The organism is Serinicoccus sp. JS2-9 (assembly GCF_059025165.1).
Genome location: NZ_CM180091.1, coordinates 236,483 through 260,733, shown reverse-complemented (window position 1 = coordinate 260,733; position 24,251 = coordinate 236,483). Strand labels below are relative to the sequence as shown.

Annotated in this window: 19 protein-coding genes and 1 tRNA gene; 13 read left to right on the top strand and 7 right to left on the bottom strand. The window is 71.5% G+C overall.

All coding sequences use genetic code 11. The annotated features are described in order from the left end of the window. Positions 1 to 63: 63 nt before the first annotated feature. On the bottom strand, positions 64 to 531 hold the full coding sequence (locus AC5PYY_RS01325) for a P-loop nucleotide/nucleoside kinase family protein (protein WP_493898028.1): 468 nt from the start codon (positions 529 to 531) through the stop codon (positions 64 to 66). 218 nt (positions 532 to 749) lie between these two features. Between AC5PYY_RS01325 and AC5PYY_RS01320 the strand changes: the two genes are divergently transcribed. After that, a complete protein-coding gene (locus AC5PYY_RS01320) occupies positions 750 to 1,907 on the top strand; it encodes an S-(hydroxymethyl)mycothiol dehydrogenase (protein ID WP_493898027.1) in 1,158 nt (385 codons plus the stop codon). Continuing rightward, a complete protein-coding gene (locus AC5PYY_RS01315; protein WP_493898026.1) occupies positions 1,904 to 2,533 on the top strand; it encodes an MBL fold metallo-hydrolase in 630 nt (209 codons plus the stop codon). The genes AC5PYY_RS01320 and AC5PYY_RS01315 overlap by 4 nt, the downstream gene beginning before the upstream one ends. 60 nt (positions 2,534 to 2,593) lie before the next feature. Here AC5PYY_RS01315 and AC5PYY_RS01310 read toward each other — a convergent pair whose 3' ends face one another. Further along, a complete protein-coding gene (locus tag AC5PYY_RS01310) occupies positions 2,594 to 4,915 on the bottom strand; it encodes a glycoside hydrolase family 31 protein (RefSeq protein ID WP_493898025.1) in 2,322 nt (773 codons plus the stop codon). Positions 4,916 to 4,942: 27 nt separating this feature from the next. Further along, on the bottom strand, positions 4,943 to 5,107 hold the full coding sequence (locus AC5PYY_RS01305) for a hypothetical protein (RefSeq protein ID WP_493898024.1): 165 nt from the start codon (positions 5,105 to 5,107) through the stop codon (positions 4,943 to 4,945). Between the two features lie 140 nt (positions 5,108 to 5,247). Here AC5PYY_RS01305 and cysS point away from each other — a divergent pair, with 140 nt between their 5' ends. The 3 genes from cysS to AC5PYY_RS01290 all read left to right on the top strand — a co-directional run bounded on the left by cysS (position 5,248) and on the right by AC5PYY_RS01290 (position 8,184). After that, entirely contained in the window at positions 5,248 to 6,717 is a 1,470-nt protein-coding gene (gene cysS, locus AC5PYY_RS01300; RefSeq protein WP_493898023.1) for a cysteine--tRNA ligase, read from the top strand. An 11-nt stretch (positions 6,718 to 6,728) separates the two neighbouring features. Then, the gene (gene rlmB / locus AC5PYY_RS01295) at positions 6,729 to 7,724 is read left to right on the top strand and encodes a 23S rRNA (guanosine(2251)-2'-O)-methyltransferase RlmB (protein WP_493898022.1); all 996 of its coding nucleotides are present in this window, start codon (positions 6,729 to 6,731) and stop codon (positions 7,722 to 7,724) included. A 67-nt stretch (positions 7,725 to 7,791) separates the two neighbouring features. Further along, positions 7,792 to 8,184: a hypothetical protein gene (locus AC5PYY_RS01290; RefSeq protein WP_493898021.1), complete on the top strand. Its 393-nt coding sequence runs from the start codon at positions 7,792 to 7,794 to the stop codon at positions 8,182 to 8,184. A gap of 16 nt (positions 8,185 to 8,200) precedes the next feature. On the opposite strand, the gene AC5PYY_RS01285 is transcribed toward AC5PYY_RS01290, so the two are convergent. Both AC5PYY_RS01285 and AC5PYY_RS01280 read right to left on the bottom strand, forming a co-directional pair. After that, complete coding sequence (locus AC5PYY_RS01285) at positions 8,201 to 9,448, bottom strand: DUF4032 domain-containing protein (RefSeq protein WP_493898020.1); 1,248 nt, start codon at positions 9,446 to 9,448, stop codon at positions 8,201 to 8,203. Between the two features lie 248 nt (positions 9,449 to 9,696). Beyond that, positions 9,697 to 10,779, bottom strand: a complete 1,083-nt coding sequence (locus AC5PYY_RS01280; RefSeq protein WP_493898019.1) for an ABC transporter ATP-binding protein — start codon at positions 10,777 to 10,779, stop codon at positions 9,697 to 9,699. A gap of 320 nt (positions 10,780 to 11,099) precedes the next feature. Between AC5PYY_RS01280 and AC5PYY_RS01275 the strand changes: the two genes are divergently transcribed. The 5 genes from AC5PYY_RS01275 to AC5PYY_RS01255 all read left to right on the top strand — a co-directional run bounded on the left by AC5PYY_RS01275 (position 11,100) and on the right by AC5PYY_RS01255 (position 18,297). After that, positions 11,100 to 12,440 (top strand): sugar ABC transporter substrate-binding protein, encoded by a 1,341-nt coding sequence (locus AC5PYY_RS01275; RefSeq protein WP_493898018.1) that lies wholly within the window; start codon positions 11,100 to 11,102, stop codon positions 12,438 to 12,440. A gap of 221 nt (positions 12,441 to 12,661) precedes the next feature. After that, positions 12,662 to 14,299, top strand: coding sequence for an ABC transporter permease subunit (locus tag AC5PYY_RS01270; RefSeq protein ID WP_493898017.1), 1,638 nt, complete (start codon positions 12,662 to 12,664; stop codon positions 14,297 to 14,299). 1 nt (position 14,300) lies between these two features. After that, positions 14,301 to 15,275, top strand: a complete 975-nt coding sequence (locus AC5PYY_RS01265) for a sugar ABC transporter permease (protein ID WP_151525414.1) — start codon at positions 14,301 to 14,303, stop codon at positions 15,273 to 15,275. Then, the gene (locus tag AC5PYY_RS01260; RefSeq protein ID WP_493898016.1) at positions 15,272 to 17,194 is read left to right on the top strand and encodes a glycoside hydrolase family 13 protein; all 1,923 of its coding nucleotides are present in this window, start codon (positions 15,272 to 15,274) and stop codon (positions 17,192 to 17,194) included. Before AC5PYY_RS01265 ends, AC5PYY_RS01260 begins: the two co-directional genes overlap by 4 nt. 5 nt (positions 17,195 to 17,199) lie before the next feature. Further along, complete coding sequence (locus tag AC5PYY_RS01255; RefSeq protein WP_493899307.1) at positions 17,200 to 18,297, top strand: LacI family DNA-binding transcriptional regulator; 1,098 nt, start codon at positions 17,200 to 17,202, stop codon at positions 18,295 to 18,297. A 115-nt stretch (positions 18,298 to 18,412) separates the two neighbouring features. Here AC5PYY_RS01255 and otsB read toward each other — a convergent pair whose 3' ends face one another. Together otsB and AC5PYY_RS01245 are read right to left on the bottom strand one after the other, a co-directional pair. Further along, positions 18,413 to 19,216, bottom strand: a complete 804-nt coding sequence (otsB, locus tag AC5PYY_RS01250) for a trehalose-phosphatase (RefSeq protein WP_493898015.1) — start codon at positions 19,214 to 19,216, stop codon at positions 18,413 to 18,415. Further along, the gene (locus AC5PYY_RS01245) at positions 19,213 to 20,685 is read right to left on the bottom strand and encodes an alpha,alpha-trehalose-phosphate synthase (UDP-forming) (RefSeq protein WP_493898014.1); all 1,473 of its coding nucleotides are present in this window, start codon (positions 20,683 to 20,685) and stop codon (positions 19,213 to 19,215) included. Before AC5PYY_RS01245 ends, otsB begins: the two co-directional genes overlap by 4 nt. Before the next feature lie 136 nt (positions 20,686 to 20,821). On the opposite strand from AC5PYY_RS01245, the gene AC5PYY_RS01240 reads away from it, so the two are divergent. The 3 genes from AC5PYY_RS01240 to AC5PYY_RS01230 all read left to right on the top strand — a co-directional run bounded on the left by AC5PYY_RS01240 (position 20,822) and on the right by AC5PYY_RS01230 (position 24,154). After that, the gene (locus tag AC5PYY_RS01240) at positions 20,822 to 22,735 is read left to right on the top strand and encodes a serine/threonine-protein kinase (protein WP_493898013.1); all 1,914 of its coding nucleotides are present in this window, start codon (positions 20,822 to 20,824) and stop codon (positions 22,733 to 22,735) included. Positions 22,736 to 22,889: 154 nt separating this feature from the next. Then, the gene (locus AC5PYY_RS01235; protein WP_493898012.1) at positions 22,890 to 24,038 is read left to right on the top strand and encodes a transglycosylase family protein; all 1,149 of its coding nucleotides are present in this window, start codon (positions 22,890 to 22,892) and stop codon (positions 24,036 to 24,038) included. Between the two features lie 43 nt (positions 24,039 to 24,081). Then, positions 24,082 to 24,154: transfer RNA gene (locus tag AC5PYY_RS01230), tRNA-Thr, on the top strand. Positions 24,155 to 24,251: the final 97 nt, after the last annotated feature.

Below are 24,251 nucleotides of genomic sequence, written 5' to 3'. Positions count from 1 at the left end.
CTGCTCATCCGGGCCGCCAACGCGCGCGTGCGCCGAGGGAGACGTGGGGTGCGGCATACCTCCTCAGCCGGTGCGGATGACCTCGGCGTGCTCGTCGGGAGCCGGGGCCTCGAAGTTCGTCACGAACTCCTCGAGCGTCTCCGGGTCCAGCCGTGCGTCGTTGGCGTGCTTGCCGCGCCGGGCAGCGATCCGGCTCCGGAGCACCTCGATCGGCGCGGTGACGTAGACGAGCCGGGTGTCCGCGCCGAGGTCGGCGGCCCGACGGCGGTAGTCGTCGCGCATGTCGCGGGTGGAGAAGGAGTAGTCGAGCACCACGTCGTCCTGCTGCACGGACTGTGTGAGCTGTCGGTCGAGGTCCGTCTGCACCTGCAGGGCGAGGTCGCGGGGCACGGGGTGCGTGCCGCGGTAGCCCCGGCGCCAGAACTCCTCGTCGTAGGACAGCCGTGTCGCGCCGCCCCGCTCCAGCTCCCGCGCGACGGTGGTCTTGCCGGCACCCGCCGGCCCGCACATGAGGATGATCGTGCCCGCCATCGCCTCAGGGTATGCCGGAGCAGTCCCGTCGCGGATGAGCAGTTCACGAGTCCTCAGGCGCGGACCTGGGGAGGTGATCGAGGCACCTCGGACTGCTCATGTGGCTCAACCCGAGCGCCGCCGCTGCGGAGAGGGAGCAAGGACCGGCTGCGGACTTTCACCCCCACGCCCTACGGTGGGGTCAGCATCCGCAGCCACTACCGCAGGAGGACCCGAGCATGCCGCAGACCGTCAAGGGCGTTATCGCCCGCAGCAAGGGAGCCGACGTCGAGGTCGTCGACATCGTCGTGCCGGACCCGGGCCCGGGCGAGGCCGTCGTCAAGGTCGAGGCCTGCGGCGTGTGCCACACCGACCTGCACTACCGCGAGGGCGGGATCAACGACGAGTTCCCGTTCCTGCTCGGCCACGAGGCCGCCGGCACGGTCGAGGCGGTCGGGGAGGGGGTCACCGAGGTCGAGCCCGGCGACTTCGTCATCCTCAACTGGCGTGCGGTATGCGGTCAGTGCCGGGCGTGCGCCAAGGGCCAGCCGTGGTACTGCTTCGCCACGCACAACGCGAGTCAGAAGATGACGCTCGCCGAGGGCGACGAGATGGCGGGCACCGAGTTGAGCCCAGCCCTCGGCATCGGCGCCTTCTGCGAGAAGACGCTCGTCCACGCGGGCCAGTGCACCAAGGTCGACCGGGATGCCTCCGCCGTGGCGGCCGGTCTGCTCGGCTGCGGCGTGATGGCCGGCCTCGGTGCCGCCGTCAACACCGGCGGCGTGGGTCGCGGAGACTCCGTCGCGGTCATCGGTTGTGGTGGCGTCGGCGACGCGGCCATCGCCGGAGCAGCCCTCGCAGGTGCCACCACGGTGATCGCCGTCGACGTCGACGACCGCAAGCTGGAGACCGCAAAGGGGTTCGGCGCCACGCACACCGTCAACAGCAAGGAGACCGACCCGGTCGAGGCGATCCGGGAGCTCACCGGCGGCAACGGCGCCGATGTCGTCGTCGAGGCGGTGGGGCGCCCGGAGACCTACCGGCAGGCGTTCTACGCCCGCGACCTCGCCGGCACCGTCGTGCTCGTCGGCGTGCCGACCCCCGAGATGGAGGTCACGCTGCCGCTGCTCGACATCTTCGGCCGCGGCGGAGCGCTGAAGTCGAGTTGGTACGGCGACTGCCTGCCCAGCCGCGACTTCCCCATGCTCATCGACCTCTACCGCCAGGGCCGCTTCGACCTCGACGCCTTCGTCACCGAGACGATCGGGCTCGGTGACGTCGAGGCCGCTTTCGACAAGATGCATGGCGGAGACGTGCTGCGCTCGGTCGTCGTGATCGACGAGGGCGCCACGGCTGACGCCGCTGGCGCCGCCGCCACCGATGGGAGCCACGCATGAGCGCGCGCATCGACCACACCACGACGAGCGGCACCTTCGAGCTCGACGGCGGCTCCTGGGAGGTCGACAACAATGTCTGGGTGCTCGGCGACGACACGGAGTGCGTGGTCATCGACGCCCCGCACGACGCCGACGAGATCGCCCGGGTCGTCGGCGACCGGCAGGTGCGTGCCGTCCTGCTCACCCACGCCCACAGCGACCACGTGGACGCGGCGCTGGCGCTCAAGGAGCGCACCGGGGCTCCGCTGCTGCTGCACCCCGGCGACGCTCCCGTCTGGGAGCTGACCCATGCCGAGGCCCGGTGGGACCAGGATCTGGCCGACGGTCAGCGCATCGAGGTCGCCGGCGTGACCATCGAAGTGCTGCACACCCCGGGGCACGCGCCCGGCGCGTGCTGCTTCCACGTGCCTGAGCTGGGCGCGGTCTTCTCCGGCGACACGCTCTTCGCCGGTGGTCCCGGGGCGACGGGCCGGTCCTTCAGCGACTTCGACACGATCGTCGAGTCGATCACCGACCGGCTCCTCACCCTGCCGGACGACACGGTCGTCCACACCGGCCACGGCGACACCACCACCATCGGCGCGGAGAAGCCGCACCGGCAGGAGTGGATCGACCGGGGTCACTGAGCCGACCCGACCGGCGATCTGACGCGGGCCGCCGCCGGTGTCGAGCGGCCCGCGAGGTCGTCAGTCGGCGCCGGCGGTGACGATCTCGGTCAGCGCCCCGACGAGAGCATCGTCGAGGTCGACCGAGCGGAGCTCGTCCACGACCCGGGCGGCTCCGACCCGGGCGCCCCCGGCGCGGCCCTCGAGGCCGCGGCGCAGCACCTCCCAGGCGCGCTCCTTGGCGTGGTGCTCGACCTCGGCGGCGTCCAGCAGGGCGAAGCACGCACCCAGGAGGTCGTCCCCCGGCTCCGCACCCCGGTCCAGCCGGAGCGTCAGCTCTTCGCCCACCGGCACGTCGGTCCGCGTCGTCGCCGACGCGGTCGTACCCATCACCCGCACGCTCCAGGTGCGCCGCTCCGACAGCACGCCCACCTCGCCCTCGGCGGGCCCGACGGTGAGCACTCCCGCCGCGTCGTCCCACCTCAGCGGCGTCCGGGCCACGCGGCGCGTCGTCTCCGGCCCGTCGTCGTCCTCGACGAGCACGTGCTCACCGTCGGCCCCCGGCGCCACGAGCACTTCGAGGTGGCTCGGCAGGTCAACACCGCCCACCACCTCCTCCGCCGCGGTCAGCGGCAGCACCGCGCCGGCCCGGGCGAAGACCGGCGTGTGCGCCAGATCCCGGTATGCCGTCACGCTCCGCCCGTGCGCGCCCGCGTCGTAGCGGCGGCCGGTCTCGAGGTCGCGCCACTGCCCGGGCGGCAGCCACAGCGGGGTCGCCGCCAGCCCGGTCCGCCGGTCGCGTGAGGTCACGACCGGCGCGACCAGCAGGTCGGCCCCGAAGAAGAAGGTGGTCGGGTGGGCATACGCACCCTCGGCCTCGGGGTGCCGGTGATAGACCGGCTCGACCAGTGAGATCCCTTCTGCCGCAGCGCGTTCGGCCATCGTCGCGAGATAGGGCAGCATCCGGTGCCGCCAGCGCAGCGCGTCGCCCATGAGTCGCTCCGCCTCCGGCCCGAAGCGCCACGGCTCCTTGCCCTGGAACGGGCTGGCCGACGCGTGCAGCCGGTTGACCGGTGACCACACCCCGAGCTGCACCCACCGGACCGCGAGCTCGACGTCCTTGACCCCGCCCCAGTGCCCGCCGACGTCGTGGCTCCACCAGCCGTAGCCGACGTTCGCCGCGCTCGCGGTGAACTCCGGCTGGAAGGCCAGCGACTCCCAGCTGATGATCGTGTCGCCGCTGAAGCCGATCGGCGTGCGGTGGCTCCCCGGCCCGGCATAGCGCGAGAAGACCAGGGGCCGCTTCCCGGCTGCCGCCTGCTCGGCGTAGTGCCGCTCGTTGAGCATCCACAGCGGGTCCAGCCCGGGCAGCGCCGAGTGGGCTCCCTGCTGCCAGTCGATCCACCAGAAGTCGACGCCCTGCTCCTGAAGCGGCCCGGCGACGTGCTCGAAGAAGGCGCTCCAGAAGTCCTCCGAGGTCGGGTCGAAGGCGACCGGGTCGCCGGAGGCAGGGTCGATCCCCATCGCGCGCGCCATGGCCGCGTAGGCCGTCTCGTGCGAGCGCACGCCGTCCGCCGGGTGGTCGTTGAGCGTGACGCGCAGCCCGCGCCGGTGCAGATCCGCGAGGAACCCGTCAGGATCGGGGATGAGGTCGGTGTTCCAGCTGTAGCCGGTCCACCCGCTGCCCAGCGCCGGGTCGATGTCGACCGGGTGCCAGTCGATGTCGAGCACCGCGACCGAGAACGGCACCCGGTCCGCCTCGAAGCGGTCGAGCAGCGCGGCATACTCCTGCGCGGTGTAGGGGTGGTAGCGGCTCCACCAGTTGCCGAGGACGAAGCGCGGCACCCGCGGCACCGGTCCGGTGAGCGCGTGGAAGTCGCGGAGTGCCCCGCGGTAGTCGCGCCCGTGGGCGAAGACGTAGAGGTCGACCGCCCCCGGCTCGCGCGGGGTCAGGTCGGTCAGACCCGGGCCAGTCCGGATCAGCGAGGCGGAGTCGTCGAGCACCCCGATCCCGTTGCGGGACAGGAAGGATGGCTCTAGAGGGGTTCGCCCGTCGACGCCGTCGAGGGTGCGCGTCGTGCCGGGGAGCGGGTCGTCGACCGGCTCACCGAAGCGCCAGCGCGAGTGATAGCTCGTCACGCCTCCGCGCGCCTGCAGGGTGAGACCCGAGGCGGTGGGTGCGCCGCCGTCGTGGTGCAGCTCGAAGCCCTCCGTCACCACCCTCACCCCGCCGCGCCACGGCTCGACCAGCGGGTCCAGGCCCGCACCGCCCGGCAGGTCGCGGGTGAGCACGGTCTGGGTGGGTGCGTCGGTGAAGGTCCCCGTCGGTGACCACTCGACCCGGAGGAGGTATGGCGTGAGGACGGTCAGGCGGGTCTGGTCACCTTCGTGCACGATCGGCATACCGTCGAGCCTAGGAGAGGGCCTGGGTCAGCTGCTGCCACCGCCGCCCCCGTTGCGGTCGGTGAGGGCGATCCGCTCCCGCAGCGCCAGCTCGCACAGCAGCGCCCCGGCGGCGGTGAGGTCCGCGTGCCCGACGGCGTCGTGGCCGCGGTCGTGGCGGGTGACGATGAGGAACTCCTCGGCGATGAGCATGCCTCCACGCTAGGGATGGCCGGACCCACGCCGCGCCGGACGACCGGGGGAGATCGGGCCTCCACCCTGAGGCGGAGAGCGCGGTCCCGACATACGCGGACGGCGAGGGAGGCGGCATACCGCAGGTAGCCTTGACCCTCGTGAGTCTGCACCTGTTCGACACCGCCACCCGCGAGCTGCGGCCCTTCGTGCCGCTGGACCCGGCCGGCCTGCACGTCGGCATCTACATCTGCGGGCTCACGACCCAGGGCAGCCCGCACATCGGGCACGTCCGCTTCGCCGTCGCCTTCGACATCCTGCGCCGCTGGTTGGAGCGTGGGCACGGCTACGACGTCACCCTCGTGCGCAACGTCACCGACATCGACGACAAGATCCTCACCAAGGCGGCCGAGGCGGACCGCCCCTGGTGGGCCTGGTCGTATGCGCACGAGCGCGAGACCAGCCACGCGCTGGAGCTGCTCGGGGTGCTCCCCGCGACCTACGAGCCCCGCGCGACCGGGCACATCACCGAGCAGGTCGCGCTCATCGACACGCTGGTCGACAAGGGTCATGCGTATGCCGCGCAGGACGGCTCCGGCGACGTCTACTTCGACGTGAACTCCTGGCCGGACTACGGCTCGCTCACCCGGCAGAAGCTCAGCGACATGGAGCCCGCCGGTGACGCCGACCCGCGCGGCAAGCGCGACCCGCGTGACTTCGCGCTGTGGAAGGGGCGCAAGGCGAGCGAGCCCGAGACGGCGAGCTGGCCGACGCCCTACGGCGAGGGTCGCCCCGGCTGGCACCTGGAGTGCTCGGCGATGGCGCGCAAGTATCTCGGCGACGCCTTCGACATCCACGGCGGCGGCGTCGACCTGCGCTTCCCCCACCACGAGAACGAGCAGGCGCAGTCACGCGCGGCCGGGCTCGAGTTCGCGAACTTCTGGCTGCACAACGCCTGGGTCACCGTCAAGGGCGCCAAGATGGGCAAGTCGCTCGGCAACGCGCTCGCGGTGACCGAGCTGACGCGGTCGGTGCGGCCGCTCGTGCTGCGCTTCTACCTCTCGGCGGTGCACTACCGCTCCGTCATCGAGTATGGCGAGGGCTCGCTCGCCGAGGCCCTCGCCTCCGTGGAGCGCATCGAGGGCTTCCTCGGGCGGGCGAGCGAGGCGCTCGGCGCGAGCGCCGACGAGCTGGTCGAGGCGTCGCGGGCCCTGGCTGTGGACGAGGCCTTCCCGGCACCGTTCCGCGAGGCTCTGGACGACGACCTCAACGTCTCCGAGGCGCTCGCCGTCGTCTTCGGTCTGGTGCGGGAGGGCAACAAGGCGCTCGGGGACGACGCGGACGGAGCGGCCGACGCGGGTGCGCTGCGGCATACCGTGCTGCAGGTGCTGGCGATGCTCGACGTCATCGGCGCCAACCCGCTGGACACTGCCTGGGGCGGCGCCGGAGCAGCGGGCCAGGACCGCGGCGCCAAGGTGCTGGGCGCACTGGTGCAGGACCGGCTCGACGCCCGCGCGCAGGCCCGGGCGGACAAGGACTTCGCGACCGCGGACGCCATCCGCGACCAGCTGACCGCGCTCGGCGTGGTCATCGAGGACACGCCGGCCGGCGCCCGCTGGGCGCTGCGCTGAGGAGGAGAGACATGGCAGGCAACCAGCGGCGGCGCGCGGCGCGCACGAGCAACAAGAAGGGCATGGTCGTCGGTTCGGGCGGCCAGCGCCGCAAGCAGCTCAAGGGCAAGGGGCCGACCCCGCGCGCCGAGGAGCGCACCGGCCACCCGGCGGCGCGGCGGTCGGCACGGGCCGAGAAGGCGACCGGTCGGGCCGGCGGTGGCACCCGCGCCACAGGGACGCGTGGCGCCTCGGGTGGTCGGCGCGGTGGCAAGCCCTCGACCGAGGTGGTGGCGGGGCGCAACAGCGTCCTGGAGGCCCTGCGCACCGGGGTGCCCGGGACGGCGCTCTACGTCGGCTCCCGGATGGAGTCCGACGACCGGGTGAGGGAGAGCCTGACCCTGGCGACCGAGGGCGGCATCCCTGTCATGGAGGCGCCGCGCGGCGAGCTGGACCGGATGACCGACGGCGCGGCGCACCAGGGGCTCGCGCTCGCGGTGCCGCCCTACGACTACGCCCACCCCGACGACCTGCTCTCCCAGCAGCTGCCGGGCACGCCGCTCATCGTGGCGCTCGACGGCATCACCGACCCGCGCAACCTCGGGGCCATCGTGCGCTCCGCCGGAGCCTTCGGGGCGCACGGTGTCGTCGTGCCCGCCCGGCGCTCGGCCGGGATGACCGCGTCGGCGTGGAAGACCTCGGCCGGGGCGGCCGCGCGCGTGCCGGTCGCCCAGGCGACCAACCTCACGCGTGCCCTGGAGGCCTACCGCAAGGCAGGCTTCTTCGTCATCGGCCTCGACGCCGACGGCGAGGTCGAGCTGCCCGGCCTCGAGCTCGCCGACCAGCCGCTCGTGGTGGTCGTCGGGTCGGAGGGCAAGGGCCTGTCCCGGCTGGTCCGGGAGACCTGCGACCAGATCGTCTCGATCCCCATGGCGGCGGTCACCGAGTCGCTCAACGCCGGCATCGCGGCGGCGGTCAGCCTCTACGAGATCTCCTGCGCCCGAGCCGCCCGCAACGCCCGCCGCTGACGGACCCTCCCACCCCCCTCCCACCGAGCGTCGCCAGTGGTTGCTGTTACCGCTCTCTTTCTCTGTCGTGGGCAGGTCACCAGCATCGGCGAGCACCTGGGCGGTCGTCCGCCTCGTCGCGGCGGCGCTGATCCTGGCCGCGGTCCTCGCTCAGGCCTGGGGGACGATCGGCGGCGCGGTCGAGGCCGACCGCGACCTGGGGACCACCATCGTCAACTTCTTCAGCTTCTTCACCATCCTGTCCAACCTCGTGCGCGGTCCCTGGGTCGTCAACCTGGTGACGGGCGAGGGCTTCTGGTATTCCTACCCGTTCCTCAACCCCCACAACCCCGACCTCGTGCCCAGCGGCTATGCCGGGGTGTCGGTCTACGTGATCGGCATCTCCGTGGTCATCGGGGCCGTCGCCGCGGTCGTGGTGCTGGTCGGCCGACGCTCCGACCCGGTCACCATAGGCGACTGACGCGGCATACCTCAGATCAACCGGAGACCCGGGCGCGGATCGGGATCTCCTCGGTGTCGACGCCGAGGATCGAGATCTCGTCGGGCTTGCTCGGCAGGACGGTGCTGACGTAGTCGGCCACCGCGTCCTCGATGGCGATGTCGTGGCCCTGCTGCTCGGACAGATACCAGCGGTGCTCGAGGATCTCGTGGAAGAGCTCGGCGGGCTCCAGCTTGGTGCGCAGCTCGCGCGGCACCGACCGGGTGATGGGCTCGTAGACCTGCGCGAGCCAGTCGTGCGCGATGAGCTCCTCGTCGTCGTCCTGCCGGTCGGTGGCGGCGCGGTAGGCGTCGAGGTCGTTGAGCAGCCGGCGAGCCTGGTTCTCCTCCACGTCCAGCCCGGTGAGGCGCATGAGGCGCCGGGAGTGGTGGCCGGCGTCGACGACCTTGGGCTGGATCCGGATGTATGCCCCGTCGAAGTCGGTCGTCATCTCCAGCTCGTCGACGTCGAAGCCGAGGTTGTTGAGGCGGCGCATGCGCTCGTCCACGCGCCAGCGATCGCCCTGCTCGAAACGCTCCTCGCCGGTCAGCTCGTCCCACAGCAGCTCGTAGCGGTGCATGATCCGGTTGGCGATCTCGATCGGGTCCTCGCCCTCGTCCAGGCGCCCCGCCGCCTCGAGGTCCATGAACTCGCCGGCGATGTTGCCGTGCGCGACGAAGAGGTCGTGCTCCCGCTGTCCGCGCGACAGCGCCGGATGGATCTCGGCCGTCTCCGCGTCCACGAGGTATGCCGCGAAGTCACCCGCGTCGCGGCGGAAGAGGGTGTTGGAGAGGGAGACGTCACCCCAGAAACAGCCGGCCAGATGCAGCCGGACGAGCAGGACGGCCAGCGCGTCGAGGGTGCGGCGGGCGGTGTCGGGGCGCATCCGCTGGCTGAAGACCGCGCGGTAGGGCAGCGAGAAGCGCAGGTGCTGGGTGACGAGGCAGGCGTCCAGCGGCTCACCGTCGGCATCGGTGCGGCCGGCCACGACGGCCAGCGGTTTGACCGTCGGCAGGTCGAGGCGGCGCAGGTTGCGCAGCGTCTGGAACTCCCGGCGCGCCAGCGGCTCGGACATCTCCTTGATGGCGAGGACCTTGCCGTTGAGCTTGACGAAGCGCACCACGTGGCGCGAGATGCCGCGGGGGAGCGCGGCGAGATAGCTCTCGGGCCACTCCTCGAGCGGCACGTCCCACGGGAGGTCCAGCATCGCCGGGTCGAGCTTGATCGCGCTGATGTCGAGCGGCATACCTGCCAGCCTAGGCCAGTCACCGCCACCACCAGACAGACCGACCTCGTGGTGACCCCGTGCGGTCGTGGTGACCCTGGGTCGCCATCGCGACACGCGCCCACCACGACCACACAGGGTCACCACACCCTGACCCCTGGCGACGCCCGAGGGATGGGGGGAGAGGGGACGGCGAAGGCCGCCTGCCCCGGATGGGACAGGCGGCCTCCGTCGAGAGTGGCGCGGGCGGCGAGCCCGCGCCAGCCGGCTCAGCTGCTGATGCGCTCGCCGGTCTCCAGGTTGAACAGGTGCACGTGGTCGCCCTTGGGGGAGAAGTGCACGATCTCGCCCTTCTTGGGCGGGGTGCGGCCGTCGACGCGGGCGATGAACGGCTTGTCCGTCGCGCCGGAGCCGGGCAGCTCGCCGTAGACGTAGGCGTCGGCGCCGAGCTCCTCGACGACGTCGATCTCGATCGGCAGGCCGCGGCCGGAGTCGGACAGGTCGACGTCCTCCGGGCGGACACCGAGGACGACTTCGCTGCCGGCCTTGGCGAGCACCTCGCGCTCCACCGGGTGGACGTAGTCACCGAGCTTGATGCCGCCGTCGGCGACCGGCACGGTCATGAGGTTCATGGCCGGGGAGCCGATGAAGCCGGCGACGAAGACGTTGGTCGGGTTGTCGTACATGTGCCGAGGGCTGTCGCACTGCTGCAGGATGCCGTCCTTGAGGACCGCCACGCGGTCACCCATCGTCATCGCCTCGACCTGGTCGTGGGTGACGTAGACGGTGGTGACGCCGAGGCGACGCTGCAGCGAGGCGATCTGGGTGCGGGTCTGCACGCGGAGCTTGGCGTCGAGGTTCGACAGCGGCTCGTCCATGAGGAAGACCTGCGGCTGACGCACGATCGCGCGGCCCATCGCGACACGCTGACGCTGACCACCCGAGAGCGCCTTCGGCTTGCGCTCGAGGTACTGCGTCAGGTCGAGGATCTTGGCGGCCTCCTCGACGCGCTCGCGGATCTCGGACTTGGACTTGCCGGCGATCTTGAGCGCGAAGCCCATGTTGTCGGCGACCGACATGTGCGGGTAGAGCGCGTAGTTCTGGAAGACCATCGCGACGTCGCGGTCCTTGGGCGGCATGTGGGTGACGTCCTTGTCGCCGATGAGGATGCGACCGCCGTTCACCTCCTCCAGCCCGGCGAGCATGCGCAGGGAGGTGGACTTGCCGCAGCCCGAGGGGCCGACGAGGACGAGGAACTCGCCGTCGGCGATGTCGATCTCCAGGGAGTCCACGGAGGGGGTGTCCGCCCCCGGGTAGATGCGCGTGGCCTTGTCATAGGTCACCGTTGCCATGATGTGCTCTCCTTCACCGGCAGGTACGTGCCGGACGATCCGTCGTAAAGGATGGCCCCGTCGACGGTTGCCGAGGGGGATGCCCCCGGCTCCGACGTGGGCGACGACCATGGCCGTCAGGGCGCCGTTGCCGATGACTGACGTAACGTTAGCAGATCGTGACCTGACAGATTCTTGCAAGTTCTTGCATTGCTCGTCGGTCTCTTGCATACTCATCGAACCGGCTGACCCACACCGTTGACGTGGGGGCAGCTGGCGGCATCGTCGCCACCTCCGGGCAGCGGCGGGACCGTGACCTCATCACTGTTCGAAGGAGAACCATGAAGCGCACCACCGGTGCTGTAGCCATCACCAGCGCGGCGGCGCTGCTGCTGTCCGCCTGCGGCGGCGACTCGACCGAGGACACCACCGACGCCGGCGGCGACGCCGCCGAGGAGTCGGCTGGTTCCGACGAGGGCTCTGAGGAGGGCTCCGAGGACGAGGCCGCCGGAGACGACGCCGCCTCCACCGAGGCCCCCGTCCGCGACGAGAACGCCGAGCTCGTCATCTGGTCCGACGACGTCCGCGCCCCGATCCTGACCGAGTGGGCCGAGCAGTTCGGGGAGGAGTACGGCATCACGACCCAGGTCCAGGTCGCCACCGACGTCCGCCAGCAGTTCAAGGACGCCGCCAACGTCGACCAGGGTCCGGACATCGTCGTCGGCGCCCACGACTGGCTGGGCGAGTTCGTCCAGAACGGCATCGTGGAGCCGGTCCAGATGTCGTCCGACACCCAGGGCCTGTTCACCGAGGAGTCCCTCGCGGCCACGCAGTACGACGGCCAGATCTACGGCGTCCCCTACGCCACCGAGTCGCTCGGCCTCATCCGCAACACCGCGCTCGCCCCCGACGCCCCGGCCACCATGGAGGAGCTCGTCTCCACCGGCCAGGAGCTGGTCGACGCCGGTGACGCGGACCAGCCGATGGTCACCGTCGTGTCCTCGGTCGGCGACGCCTACCACGCCTACCCCTACCTGTCCGCCTACGGCGGCGGCATCTTCGGCACCAACGACGACGGCGGCTGGGACGCCCAGAACGTCATCGTCGACTCTGAGGAGACCATCCAGGGCGCCGAGAAGATGGCGTGGCTGGCCGAGGAGAACGCGCTCAACGTCAACATCGACTTCCCGACCATGGAGTCGCTGTTCGCCGAGGGCCGCACGCCCTACATGATCGCCGGCCCGTGGACCATCCCCAACGTCGAGGGCGCCGACATCGAGTACGCCATCGACCCGATCCCGGCGTTCGAGGACGGCGGCGAGCCGGTGCCGTTCCTCGGGGTTCAGATGTTCTACGTCGCCTCCGGTGCGCAGAACCCGACCCTGGCGCAGGAGTTCGTCAACACCTACGTCACCACCGAGGACATGCAGCTCGCGCTCTTCGAGGCGGGCCAGCGTCCCCCGGCCCTGCAGTCGGCCCTCGACACCGTGTCCGCCGAGGACGAGGACATCGAGGCCTGGGCCGCGGCCGGCGAGGGTGCCTCGCCGATGCCGAACATCCCGGCGATGAACGCCGTGTGGCAGCCCCTGGGCCAGGCCACCGCCGACATCGTCTCCGGCGACGCCCCGGCTGACCGCCTGGCGTCAGCGCAGGAGGAGATCGTGGCCAACATCGGCCGTTGACCCTCCCCTCATCGTCCCGGCCCGGCGGTCAGACCCACCTGCCGCCGGGCCGGGGCACCCCAACCGCAGCACTGCGCGGTATGCCGAGAGCCGGGGGCCTCGGCACACCCCACGTCCGTCCTGGGAGACGTCGCGCGACGTCGCCACCCCCGGCATACCCCGTCACCAGCACCCTTTGACGAGCCGGCCGCGAGGCCGGGAGCCGCAGCGAGAAAGAGACGATGATGTCCAACACCACGAGCCGCGAGGTCGACGCCGCGATCGACAACCTCGAACCGAGCGGCGAGCACCTCGAGTTCAGCTCCCGGACCCCGCTGTGGGTCCAGATCGTCAAGTGGGTCCTGATCCTGCTGAGTCTGGTCGTGCTGGGCTGGATGGCCCAGCAGATCATCGAGGCCGGCCACTGGCTCATGGTCTCCCTCGTCGCCTTCATCGGACTGTGCGTCCTGGCGGTGTATGCGACGAAGCGGGCGATCCCGGCGAAGTACCTCTTCCCGGGTGTGCTGCTCATGCTCCTGCTGCAGATCTGGCCGCTGGTCTACACGGTGCAGATCTCCTTCACCAACTTCGGTGACGGGCACATCAGCTCGAAGGAGGAGGCGATCGCCTCCATCACGGCCAACTCGGTCCGCGAGGTCGATGGCTCTTCGCGCTACGCGCTCAACATCGCCGTCCCGGAGGGCACCGACGCGGCCACCGGCGACCTCGCCTACCTGCTCACCGACGCCGAGGGTGCCTACTTCGTCGGCAACCTGGATGGCCTGGAGGAGCTGCCGGCCGAGGGGGTCGAGGCCGGCCCGACCGGTCGGATCACCTCCGCGGAGGGGTGGACGACACTGACCCCGCAGGAGGTCAATGACCGGTCCGACGACCTCGCCGACTTCGGTGTCCCCGTCTTCAACGACGCGGGCGAGCAGACGGCCGGCATCCGTCAGGTGGGCTTGTCCGAGGCCTTCATCGGGACACCCACCAAGGTCTACGACGAGGCGGCCGACACCATCACCGACACGGTGACGGGCACCGTCTACGTCGCCGAGGACGCCAACTTCGTCCCGGAGAGCGGCGAGGGCGCCGAGCTGCCGCAGGGCTGGCGCGAGTTCGTCGGCTTCGAGAACTACACGAGCGCCTTCACCAACGCGACCTTGCGCGAGGGCCTGACCAAGGTCTTCGTGTGGAATGTCTTCTTCGCCGCCTTCACCGTCTTCGCGACGTTCATCCTGGGCATGGCCATCGCCATCCTCATGAACGACGACCGGCTCAAGGGCAAGGGGATCTACCGCTCGCTGCTGATCCTTCCCTACGCGCTCCCGATCTACGTGACGGCGCTGGTCTGGGCCTCGATGTTCAACCCCGACTTCGGCTTGATCAACAACCTCTTCGGGCTCGACATCAACTGGACCGGCAACGCGTGGTGGGCCCGGGCCTCGGTGCTCATCACCAACCTCTGGCTGGGCTTCCCCTACTGGTTCATCGTCTGCACGGGCGCGCTCCAGGCGATCCCGAGCGACGTCAAGGAGGCCGCCCAGATCGACGGGGCCGGGGCGTTCACCACGATCCGGCGGGTGATCATGCCGCTGCTCCTCGTCGCCGTCGGGCCGCTGATGATCGCGTCCTTCGCCTTCAACTTCAACAACTTCTCCCTCATCTGGTTGCTCACCGAGGGCGGACCCTTCGTGGGGGGCCAGAGCTCGATCGGGTCCACCGACCTGCTCATCAGCCTCGCCTACCGGTTGGCCCTGGGCGGTGCGACGCCGAGCTTCGGCTTCGCCTCCGCCATCTCGGTCATCATCTTCTTCCTGGTGGCGATCGTCAGCTACTTCGGATTCCGCCAGACCGCCGCGCTCGAGGACGTGAACTGACATGACTTCTCCTCAGGACCCCACCAACACGACCATGGGCGCGGTCGACGCGCACGGCAGCGACAAGGCGCGCGACGGCCGGCTCGACACCAAGGCGTCCGACGTCTACACCGTGACGACCAAGTCGCGCCGCACGTCCTTCCGGGCGGTCTGGTGGAGGCACGCGCTCGCGCTCCTCTGCCTGGCCTTCGCGCTCTTCCCGATCATCTTCATCGTGTCCTCGGCCTTCAACAACGCCGGCACGCTGTCGACCTCGGGGCTGCTGCCCACCCGGCCTGGCCTGGACAACTTCAACGACCTCTTCAACGACGGCGCGCGCCCGTACTGGGCGTGGTATCGCAACTCGCTCATCATCTGCGGTGTCGCCACGCTCGCCACGCTCGTGCTGGGGGCCGCCGCGGCGTATGCCTTCTCCCGGCTCCGGTGGACCGGTCGCCGGTTCGGGCTGCTCTTCATCCTGCTGGTCCAGATGTTCCCCGCGATGCTCGCCTTCATCGCGCTCTACATCACCTTCGCCAACGTCGGCGAGATCATCCCCCAGATCGGGCTCAACACCCTGTGGGGTCTGCTGCTGGTCTACCTGGGTGGGGCGATGGGCTCCAACATCTGGCTGTTCAAGGGCTACTTCGACACCATCCCCCGGGAGCTGGACGAGGCGGCCAAGATCGACGGCGCCAGCCATGCCCGCGTCTTCCTCACCATCATCCTGCCGCTGGTCCGGCCGATCCTGGCCACCGTGGGCATCCTGGCCTTCGTCGGCCTGTGGGGTGAGTTCCTCCTCGCGAGCATCTTCCTCACCCAGGCCGAGACCCAGACCCTCGCGGTCGGGCTCTACAACACCCGCGAGGCCAACCAGAACGAGTACTTCGGCCAGTTCGTGGCCGGTGCTCTCCTGGCCTCGCTGCCGGTGGTGCTGGTCTACCTCAGCCTACAGCGGCTGCTCATCGGCGGGATGACGGCGGGCTCGGTGAAGTGACCGAGGCGGCTGATCCCCACCACGACGGGTCGCCGCTCTACGTCAGCGACGCGGCTCCCGCGCCCGGATCGGTGGTCTCGGTCCGGGTGCGGGTGCCGCGCGCCGTCGGGGTCTCGGCGGTGCACGTCCGGACCACCCCGGACGGCGAGCAGTTCTTCACCGACGCCCGCGTCGTGCACTCCGACGACCACGAGGACTGGTGGCAGGCCGAGATCACCTGCCACAACCCGGTGACGAACTACCGCTTTCTGCTCGAGGGAGCCGGTGGCGACGGGTATGCCTGGCTCAACGGCACCGGGGTGCACCCGCGCGACGTGCCCGACACGAGCGACTTCCGCATCACCACCCACCCCGCGCCGCCGGAGTGGGCCCAGCAGGCGGTCGTCTACCAGGTGTTCCCCGACCGGTTCGCCCGCGACACCGGCGTCGAGCCCGACGGCGACGCCGGGGGACCACGCGCCGACCTGCCGCCGTGGGCGGTGCCTGCCCGCTGGGACGACCCCGTCTCGCTGACCCGGGAGGACAACCCCTACCAGGTCTTCGGCGGCACGCTGGACGGCGCTCGCGAGCACCTCGACCACCTCGTCGAGCTCGGTGCCGACGTGCTCTACCTCACGCCCGTCTTCCCGGCGCGCTCCAATCACCGCTACGACGCCTCGACCTTCGACGCCGTCGACCCGGTGCTCGGGGGTGACGCGGCGCTGCTGCGGCTGCAGGAGGCGGCGCACGAGCGCGGCCTGCGGGTCATGGGCGACATCACGACCAACCACACCGGCGACGCGCACGAGTGGTATGCCGCCGCGCGCCAGGACCCGGACGGCGAGTTCGGCGCGTGGTACGTCCGGGACGAGGCCGACTCGCGTGACGTCGTCACCTGGCTGGGTGTCGAGAGCCTGCCCAAGCTGGACCACCGGGCGGAGAGCCTGCGCGCCCGCCTCACCGACGGGCCTGACTCGGTCATCGAGCGCTGGCTGGGGGAGGGCTGCGGCCTCGACTCGTGGCGGGTCGACGTCGCCAACATGACCGGGCGCTACAAGAGCGACGACCTCACCCACGTGGTCGCCCGCGAGACGCGTGCCGCGGTGGACCGCGCGACCGGCGGCCAGGGGTTGCTCGTCGCCGAGCACACCCACGACCACAGCCGCGACGTCGACGGCGACGGCTGGCACGGGGTGATGAACTACTCCGGTTTCACCCGGCCCGTGTGGACCTGGCTGCGTGCGGCCGACTTCGCCCCCAAGTTCCTCGGCAGCCCGCTGCAGGTGCCGCGCCTGGGCGCCGACCTGGTGGCCGAGACGATGCGGGAGTTCGGCTCGCTGGTGCCGTGGCGCTCCTGGACGCACTCGATGACGCTGGTCGGCTCGCACGACACGACCCGGGTGCGCACCCTCGTCGGCGACGACGTCGAGCAGGTCAGGGTCGCGGCCGGGCTGCTGCTCACGATGCCGGGGATCCCGATGATCACCTACGGCGACGAGATCGGCATACCTGGCGATTTTGGCGAGGACGGCCGACGACCCATGCCGTGGGACTCCCGCGGGAGCGACGACGGAGCGTGGGACGAGGAGCTTCTCGAGCACTACCGCGCGCTCATCGCGCTGCGCCGCGAGTCGCCCGCCCTCTGGGGTGGCGGCCTGCGCTGGCTCTATGCTGAGGGCGACGCGATGATCTTCCTGCGGGAGCACCCGCAGGAGACCGCGTTGGTGCACATCGCCCGCGCCGCGCACCCGGCCGTGGAGCTTCCCGTGACGACGCTCCCGGGCGCGGCCGGTGGAGTCCTGCGGTTTGGGGACGCCGCCGGCGTGGGTGCGCAGACGGTGCGGATCAGCGCCGACGGACCGACCGTCGACGTCGTGACGTGGCCGACCGACGCGCCTGCCTGGGAGCCGGTGCCCGAGGACTACCGAGGTGGCTGGTGAGCAGCATGACGATCCCGAAGCGGCCGGTCGACGGCACGGGCACCGCCCGCGGGCGGCTCGCCGACCTCGCGGCCTATGTCGGTGTCAGCGAGGCGACAGTGAGCCGGGTGCTCAACGACAAGCCGGGGGTGGCGGCGGCGACCCGGCAGGCGGTGCTGACCGCGGTCGACGTGCTGGGCTATGAGCGGCCCAGCAAGCTGCAGCGCAACAGCGCCGGTCTGGTCGGGCTGGTGACGCCGGAACTGACCAACCCGGTCTTCCCCATGTTCGCCCAATGCATCGAGACGCAGATGGCCGCCGCCGGGTTCACCCCGGTGCTGTGCACGCAGACGCCCGGTGGCGTGCACGAGGACGAGTACGTCCAGATGCTGCTCGACCGCGGGGTCTCCGCGATCGTCTTCGTCAGCGGCTTCCACGCCGACACCCGTGCCGGGATCGAGCGCTACACCGCGCTGCGCGACCGAGGCCTGCCGATCGCGCTGGTCAACGGCTACCGCGAGGGGATCGACGCCACCTTCATCAGCCACGACGACCACGCGTCGATGCGGCTGGCGGTGCGGCACCTGCGCGACCTGGGACATACCCGGATCGGTTTCGCGACCGGGCCGTCACGGTATGTGCCGGTGCAGCGCCGGATCGAGGGCTTCCGGGAGGCGATGGCGGACCTTGCGGCCGGTGATCCGGGTGCCGACGCGGTCGACGTCGACGCGCTGACCTGCACGACGCTCTTCTCCATCGAGGGGGGCGCGGCCGCGGGGCGGCAGCTCATCGAGGCGGGTGCGACCGGCATCATCTGCGGCTCGGACGTCATGGCGCTCGGCGTCTTCCGCGCCGCGGCGCAGGCCGGGCTGCGGGTGCCGGAGGACCTCTCGGTCGTCGGCGGTGACGACGTGGCCTTCATGACCTTCGTCGACCCGCCGCTGACCACGGTGCGCATGGACGTCGCCGGCATGGCCGAGGCCTCGGTGAGGGCCGTGCTGGAGGAGATCGCGGGCGAGCCGGTGGACCGGCGGGAGTATCTCTTCGACCCCGAGCTCATTTTGCGGCAGTCGACGGGGCCAGTGCGGCGCCGAGCAACCATGGGCGACGCCCGGTGGGGCTGAGGGCAACCCTTCGCGACGCCCGGTGGGCTGGGGGCAACCATCCGTGGCGCCCGGTGGGGCGGAGGGCAACCATGCGCGACACCCGGTTGGGGTGGGGGCTCCGGGGCTAGGGGGGCTAACTGGCTGAGGCGATCGCGTGCTGGCGGGCGGCGAGGAGGGCCTGGAGCAGCTCGACGTTGTGCTGCTCGTCGGTGACGCGGAAGCGGGCTGACGTCTCGCCGTCGCCCACCCGGATCGTGAGCCGGCGCCCAGCCCGATCGGTGTCGGGGTCGTCGGCGAGCGCCGCGAAGCCGTGCTCGTCGGTGAGGTCGTCACCGGCGTAGAAGACCGCGTCAACGCCGAGCTCCGTGGCCAGCGCGACGAGGGCGACCCCCTTGCCGACGTGCGCGGCAGCTAGCTCGACGACGCCCTTTCCGGGCGTCACCTCCAGCGCGGTATGCCGTGCCCCCAGCTCCTGCGCCGCCGCGAGCGCGGCCTGGGCCTCGGCCTCGGGAAGCCCACGCGTGTGCACCACGCGGGCGGCTGGTTTGCTCTCCACCCGGGCGCCGGGATGGTCCTCGCGGAAGGCGGCGAGCTCCTCGTCGAGGCGCTCCAGCAACGCCAGTTGGTCGTCGACGAGTGCCAGGCCGCCGGGCTGCCGGGAGTCCTCGGCGCCGTGGCTGCCGATGAGCACGAGCGGGTCCTGCGCGCCCGAGAGCTCGCGCAAGGGGTCGAGCGCCCGACCACTGACCAGGGCGACCGTCGTGCCGGGGAGCTCGGCGAGGGCGGTGAGCGCCGGCATACCTCCGTCGACCGGGCGGGAGTCCATCGGGTCGAGCACGAGCGGGGCCAGCACCCCGTCGAAGTCGGTGGCGACGAGCACGCGCTCGAGCGCGCCGAAGTCGGCGACGGCAGCCTGCAGGTCGGGGGAGAGGGTCACGCGTCCTCCTTGGGGACGGTCCTCGACGGGCGTTCGGGAGCAGCGGAGAGGGCGGTGAGGAAGTTCTCGGCCCACGACTGGACGTCGTGCTTCCGGACCCGGCGTCGCAGCGACTTCATCCGGCGTGCCTTGTCGGCCGGCTCGGCGCGGATCGCCCGCAGGATCGTCTCCTTGAGGCCGGCGATGTCGTGCGGGTTGCACAGATAGGCCTGCGGCATCTCCTCGGCGGCACCGGTGAACTCCGAGAGCACCAGCGCGCCTCCGCCGTCGTGGCGGGCGGTGACGTATTCCTTGGCGACGAGATTCATGCCGTCGCGCAGCGGGGTGACGAGCATGACGTCGGCGGCCTGGAACATCGCGGCCATCTCGGCGCGGGGGTAGGACTGGTGCAGGTAGTGCACGGCGCTGGAGCCGAGGTCGGAGTAGTCGCCGTTGATCCGGCCGACGGTGCCCTCGATCTGCTCGCGCAGCGTGCGGTATGCCTCGACCCGCTCCCGGCTGGGCGTGGCGACCTGGACGAAGGTCACGTCGGGGGTGGCGATCGAGCCGTCCTCGAAGAGCTCGCCGATAGCGCGCAGCCGGTGCCTGATGCCCTTGGTGTAGTCGAGCCGGTCGACGCCCAGCAGCACGACGTCAGGGTCGCCGAGCGACGCCCGGATCTCAGCGGCGCGCTCGCGCACCTCGGGGGAGTCGGCGAGCTCGCGGAAGCCGGCCGCGTCGATCGAGATGGGCACCGCGGCGGCCCGGACCGTGCGCGGTGCCGCGCCGAGCCGGTCGTCGTCGGCGCCGGCCCACTCGACCTTGTCGCCCTTGGTGGTCGCGCCCAGGACCGCCCGGCAGGAGCGCCCGAAGTTGCGGGCGTCGTCGGCGCGCTGGAAGCCGAGGAAGTCGGCCCCGAGGAGGCCGCGCAGGATGTTGGCGCGCCAGGGCAGCTGGGCGAAGAGCTCGACCGGCGGGAAGGGGATGTGGTTGAACCACCCGATCCGCAGGTCGGGGCGCTGGTCGCGGACCAGCGCGGGCACGAGCTGTAGCTGGTAGTCGTGGATCCACACCGTCGCGCCCTCCGCGGCGACCTCGCAGACCGCGTCGGCGAAGCGTTGGTTGACCTCGCGGTAACAGGTCCACCAGGAGCGGTGGAAGGTCGGCGGCACGATGACGTCGTGGTAGAGCGGCCAGAGGGTGTCGTTGGAGAAGCCCTCGTAGTAGTCGGCGAGCTCCTTGGCCGACAGCGGGATCGGGTGCAGCCGCAGCTGCCCGTCGTCGAAGGGCTCGGGCGCCTCGCCGGGGAAGCCGGCCCAGCCCACCCAGGCCGCCTCCCGCCCGCGCATCACCGACTCCATCGCCGTGACCAGGCCGCCGGGGGCGGTGCGCCACTCGGTGGAGCCGTCGGGGAGGACGTGCTGGTCGACCGGCAGCCGGTTGGCCGCGATGACGAAGTCGTAGGTGCCGTCGGTGGAGTTCTCGGCCATGTGGAACCTCTCGCGCCCCTCAATCGTCCGTTGTGACGTGGCACCAGCCTAGGGGCCGGGCCTGACACACCGCCGGTCCACCCCACGCCACCGGACGTTCACCACCCGACCAGGAAGACCGCATACCGTGGAACCCGTGACCACCGAGATGCCGCACGCCGAGCGGCCTGCACCGGACGCGACCCGTCCGGTGCCCACGGGTGGGCGCGAGGACGGGGGCCAGGGCGACGTCACCGAGCAGGTGCCGATCGTCGTGCCGCGTCGGGTGGGCCGCTACGACCTGCAGGAGCGGATCGGCGAGGGCGGCATGGGGGTCGTGTGGCGCGCCACCGACGACCGGGGTCGCGAGGTCGCGATCAAGGTGCTGCGCCCGCACATCGCGCACGACGAGCGGTCGCGCGAGCGGCTGCGGCGCGAGGTCAGCACGCTCGCGCGGGTGGACCACCCGCGGGTCGCGGCGGTCCTGGACGCCGACGTCGACGGGGATGCGCCCTACATCGTGACGGAGTACGTCCCCGGTCGGCCGCTGGACCACGTCATCGACAGCACGGGGCCGCTCGGGCGCGAGGCGCTGCTGCGGCTCGCGCGTGGGCTGGCCGACGCGCTGCAGGCGATCCACGCCGTCGGCATCGTGCACCGCGACCTCAAGCCGGGCAACGTGCTGCTCGTGGGTGAGGGGGATCAGCTGACCCCGGTGGTCATCGACTTCGGCATCGCGCAGGTCGCCGACGACTCCCGGCTGACCTCGACCGGGCTGGTCATGGGCACGCCGGGCTATCTGTCGCCCGAGCTGGTCGACGGGGGCGAGGTGACCGAGGCGACCGACTGGTGGGGGTGGGCTGCCTGCCTGGCGTATGCCGCGTCCGGCCAGCCACCCTTCGGCCGCGGCCCGATGACCGTGGTCCTCGACCGCGTCGTGCGGGGGCGGGTGCAGCTCGACGGGGTCGACCCCGAGCTGGCGCCGCTGCTGGCGACGGCGCTCTCGCCGCGGCCGTCCTGGCGCCCCAGCACCGAGGAGGTGCTCGAGGCGATCGAGCTGTATGCCCGGGGCGAGGACGTCACCGGGGCGTTGCTGCGCGTGCCGGACGCGACCCGGGCCACGCCGCAGAGCCCGGCGACGCGCGAGGCGCCCAGGCGGGTGCCGGACCCGACGAGGGCAGCCCCGGCGCCCCCGCCCTCGCAGCCACGTGAGCCGCAGCAGTGGCCGTCGTCCTCGACGCAGGCGCAGCCGCGGGGGTGGGCTGGGCAGGGCCCGGTGAGGGAGCGTGGCTGGGCAGGAGAGCAGGGCCAGCCCTCCGGCGCGCCCCAGGGCTACGCGCCGCAGCAGGGTGGCTACGCACCCAGCCCGCAGGTGCGCCAGGGCCAGCCCCCGGCGCGACCGGACGGCGCGAACGGCGGGCCGACGGCATACCCGGAGCAGGGGCGACCGGACCCGAGGATCGGGCGCAGCGCTCGCAGCGGGACGCTCACGGCGATGCTCGTGGCGTTCGTCGGGATCGCGTCGGCGGTGCCGGTGCTCGCCTGGGGGCTGTATGCCGTGTGGGGGCTGGTGACGCGCACGGTCGACAAGTCGCTGACCGGGCTGGTGCTGCGTCGGCACGAGGTCGGGCCGCGGCGGAGCGACGTGCCGATGGCGGTGCTCGCCTCGCCGTGGCACCTGATCTCCGCCGCGCTCGGGACGCTGCTGTCGTTGCTGCTGCCGCTGGCCGTCGCGGGGGTCGTGGCGCTCGTCTTCTCCGGGCTGGTCAGCTCGACCGAGCTCATGATCGGCGTGGGGCCGGATCACCCGCTCGCCGTGGGGCTGGGCTCGCTCATCGGTGGCTGGCTCGGCTGGTGGGGGCTCGGGAGCACGTCGCTGCGGCGCGGCTCGCGGACCGTGGTGCGGGGGGTGGTGCCCTCCGGTGTGCCGTCGGTGATCCTCATCACGCTGTGCCTCGTCGGGGGTGGGGCGCTGGCCTATCTCTCGCTCACCGGTGGCGATTTCGTGTCGTGGTGGCCGCTGCCGGAGGGCTACTCGGTGCTCGACCTGCTGCCGTTCCAGATCCGCTGAGCGTCGCGTTCCTCAGCGTCACAATCGTCAGTGGGCGTGTACGTCACCACGTGAGTCTCATCACAGTGGGCTTCCCTGGGCGCTGAACCTTCCCTACGGTGGATCGGGGGCCCGTCCCAGGCGCCCCAATCCGTCCCACCGATAGGACTACCCCATGGCTCGCCCTGCCCGTCACCGTGCTCCCCGCCGCGTCGGCGCCGCCCTGCGTCGCGCCGGCCAGGCCACCCTCGCCGGCACCGCCTCCCTCGCGGCGGTCGGCCTGACTGCCCCGAGCGCGTCGGCCGACGGCCACAACGTGTGGGACCGGGTCGCCGAGTGCGAGTCGAGCGGCCGATGGGACATCAACACGGGCAACGGCTACTACGGCGGGCTGCAGTTCTATCAGCCCACCTGGGTCGGCTTCGGCGGGCAGCGGTATGCGGCGTATGCGCACCAGGCGACCAAGTTGCAGCAGATCAGGATCGCCCAGGAGGTGCTCAAGGTGCAGGGCCCGGGCGCCTGGCCGGTCTGCTCGGTCCGCGCGGGGCTGACTCTCAGCAACGGGCTCGAGCCCTACCCGGGCGGCTCGACCCCCGCGCCGGACCCCGGCACCGAGGGCACCTGGTGGGTGAGCGCCTCGCAGGGTGCCAACATCCGCTCGGGCCCGAGCACGTCATACCCCGTGGTTGGCGGTGCCAGCCGAGGCACCCGGATCACCGGCTCCCTGAGCAACGGCTGGGTCCAGATTGACGGCGGCCGGGGCTGGATCTCCGCAGCGACGCTGACGACGACCGACCCCGGCGGCTCGACCCCGGAGCCGACGCCCGAGCCGGGCGACTCCGCGACGTGGCGCGTGACGGCGGGGCAGGGCGCCAACATCCGGTCCGGCCCGGGCACGAACTACGCCGTGATCGGTGGCGCGCGCTACGGCACGACCTTCACCGGATCGGAGAGCAGCGGTTGGGTGAAGCTGGAGGGACGCTACGGCTGGATCAGCGCCAGCATCATGGCTCAGGTGAGCAGCGGCTCCGGGGGCGGCGGCAGCAGCGACATGGCGCCGCTGGCGCTGGACGGCAGCCGCGGACCGCTCACCACCAAGGCGATCCAGCGCTGGGTCGGCGTCTCCGAGACCGGGGTGTGGGACACGCGGACGATCAAGGCGGTGCAGGCGGAGATCGGCACGCGCGCTGACGGTTACTGGGGCCCGCTGTCGCAGGCCGCGCTGCAGAGCCACATCGGCATCTCGCGGGACGGGTCGAGCTCCATGAACTACCGCACCGTCGTCGGCCTGCAGAAGTGGCTCAACGCCAACGTCATCGGCTGAGACCGGTAGCATCGACGGTCGGCTCGGCTCAGCGCCGGGACCGGCTGGCGTGGCGCAATTGGTAGCGCACCTGTCTTGTAAACAGGTGGTTGAGGGTTCGAGTCCCTTCGCCAGCTCTCCTCCTGAGCAGCGATTGAACCCCTCTGACCTGCGGGAACGACGTTCGTGCGCCTGTAGATGGCGTGGTCACACGTTGTCAGAAGTAGGCGCGAA

Bases quoted from the DNA above. Each gene is read 5' to 3' on its own strand.
- AC5PYY_RS01325 (WP_493898028.1), bottom strand. From the start codon at position 531: ATGGCGGGCACGATCATCCTCATGTGCGGGCCGGCGGGTGCCGGCAAG.
- AC5PYY_RS01320 (WP_493898027.1), top strand. From the start codon at position 750: ATGCCGCAGACCGTCAAGGGCGTTATCGCCCGCAGCAAGGGAGCCGAC.
- AC5PYY_RS01315 (WP_493898026.1), top strand. From the start codon at position 1,904: ATGAGCGCGCGCATCGACCACACCACGACGAGCGGCACCTTCGAGCTC.
- AC5PYY_RS01310 (WP_493898025.1), bottom strand. From the start codon at position 4,915: ATGCCGATCGTGCACGAAGGTGACCAGACCCGCCTGACCGTCCTCACG.
- AC5PYY_RS01305 (WP_493898024.1), bottom strand. From the start codon at position 5,107: ATGCTCATCGCCGAGGAGTTCCTCATCGTCACCCGCCACGACCGCGGC.
- rlmB (WP_493898022.1), top strand. From the start codon at position 6,729: ATGGCAGGCAACCAGCGGCGGCGCGCGGCGCGCACGAGCAACAAGAAG.
- AC5PYY_RS01285 (WP_493898020.1), bottom strand. From the start codon at position 9,448: ATGCCGCTCGACATCAGCGCGATCAAGCTCGACCCGGCGATGCTGGAC.
- AC5PYY_RS01280 (WP_493898019.1), bottom strand. From the start codon at position 10,779: ATGGCAACGGTGACCTATGACAAGGCCACGCGCATCTACCCGGGGGCG.
- AC5PYY_RS01275 (WP_493898018.1), top strand. From the start codon at position 11,100: ATGAAGCGCACCACCGGTGCTGTAGCCATCACCAGCGCGGCGGCGCTG.
- AC5PYY_RS01270 (WP_493898017.1), top strand. From the start codon at position 12,662: ATGATGTCCAACACCACGAGCCGCGAGGTCGACGCCGCGATCGACAAC.
- AC5PYY_RS01265 (WP_151525414.1), top strand. From the start codon at position 14,301: ATGACTTCTCCTCAGGACCCCACCAACACGACCATGGGCGCGGTCGAC.
- AC5PYY_RS01255 (WP_493899307.1), top strand. From the start codon at position 17,200: ATGACGATCCCGAAGCGGCCGGTCGACGGCACGGGCACCGCCCGCGGG.
- AC5PYY_RS01245 (WP_493898014.1), bottom strand. From the start codon at position 20,685: ATGGCCGAGAACTCCACCGACGGCACCTACGACTTCGTCATCGCGGCC.
- AC5PYY_RS01235 (WP_493898012.1), top strand. From the start codon at position 22,890: ATGGCTCGCCCTGCCCGTCACCGTGCTCCCCGCCGCGTCGGCGCCGCC.